Here is a 618-nt window from a genome sequence, read left to right on the forward strand (position 1 = left end):
GCCTCAATTTTTCTATCTCAATTTTACTCGCTCAATAGAGCGGCGATCTTAGCTTAGGCGTGGCAGTTAGTGTCTTTTTCGCCTTGGCTTGTATTAGAGATAGCGTCTTCATTGTTAGCTTTTTTCTTTTGGATGCCGTGGTTAATAATAAATGAAAAACCGACAACCATTGCAACCGTTACGATAAGGCTAGTAAAAAATGGAAATCCAAACATAATTTTATTCCTCTTAATGTCTATTTAAAGACTACAGCGCAAGTATTGGCGCTTCGATAAATACAAGTAAACTCATGAAGGAATACGAACTGCAAGCTCAGTCTAAGTCGCCTGCTTCTAATTCCAAATCAATGTTTCTAATCCCTAGTTCGTAATCAATCCATTTAGAAATAGCTTTCATGATGCTCATAAGCGAGTCCTCACTATTTGGTGGATTAGACAAATATGGCTTAGGGTAAAAATGCCAAATTCATCACAGTTCCGTTTTGGAACCTTGTGTAAAGTATATGGTTCCATAATAGAACTCGTCAAGTGAATCTATTGTGACGACTTGCTAAAATACTGTTCTATTTCTGGTATAATGGCTTTTTTTGATTTAGATCAACTTTGTATATTGGAACAG

The 618-nt window shown here is 36.2% G+C and carries 1 protein-coding gene; it reads right to left on the reverse strand.

What is annotated here, in order from left to right:
* Positions 1 to 53: 53 nt before the first annotated feature.
* The gene (locus tag A3763_RS27785; protein ID WP_156490459.1) at positions 54 to 215 is read right to left on the reverse strand and encodes a hypothetical protein; all 162 of its coding nucleotides are present in this window, start codon (positions 213 to 215) and stop codon (positions 54 to 56) included.
* Between the last annotated feature and the right edge of the window lie 403 nt (positions 216 to 618).

The organism is Oleiphilus sp. HI0128 (genome assembly GCF_001635365.1).

Excerpts from the sequence above, each read along its gene's own strand:
- A3763_RS27785 (WP_156490459.1), bottom strand. The coding sequence starts at position 215 with ATGTTTGGATTTCCATTTTTTACTAGCCTTATCGTAACGGTTGCAATG.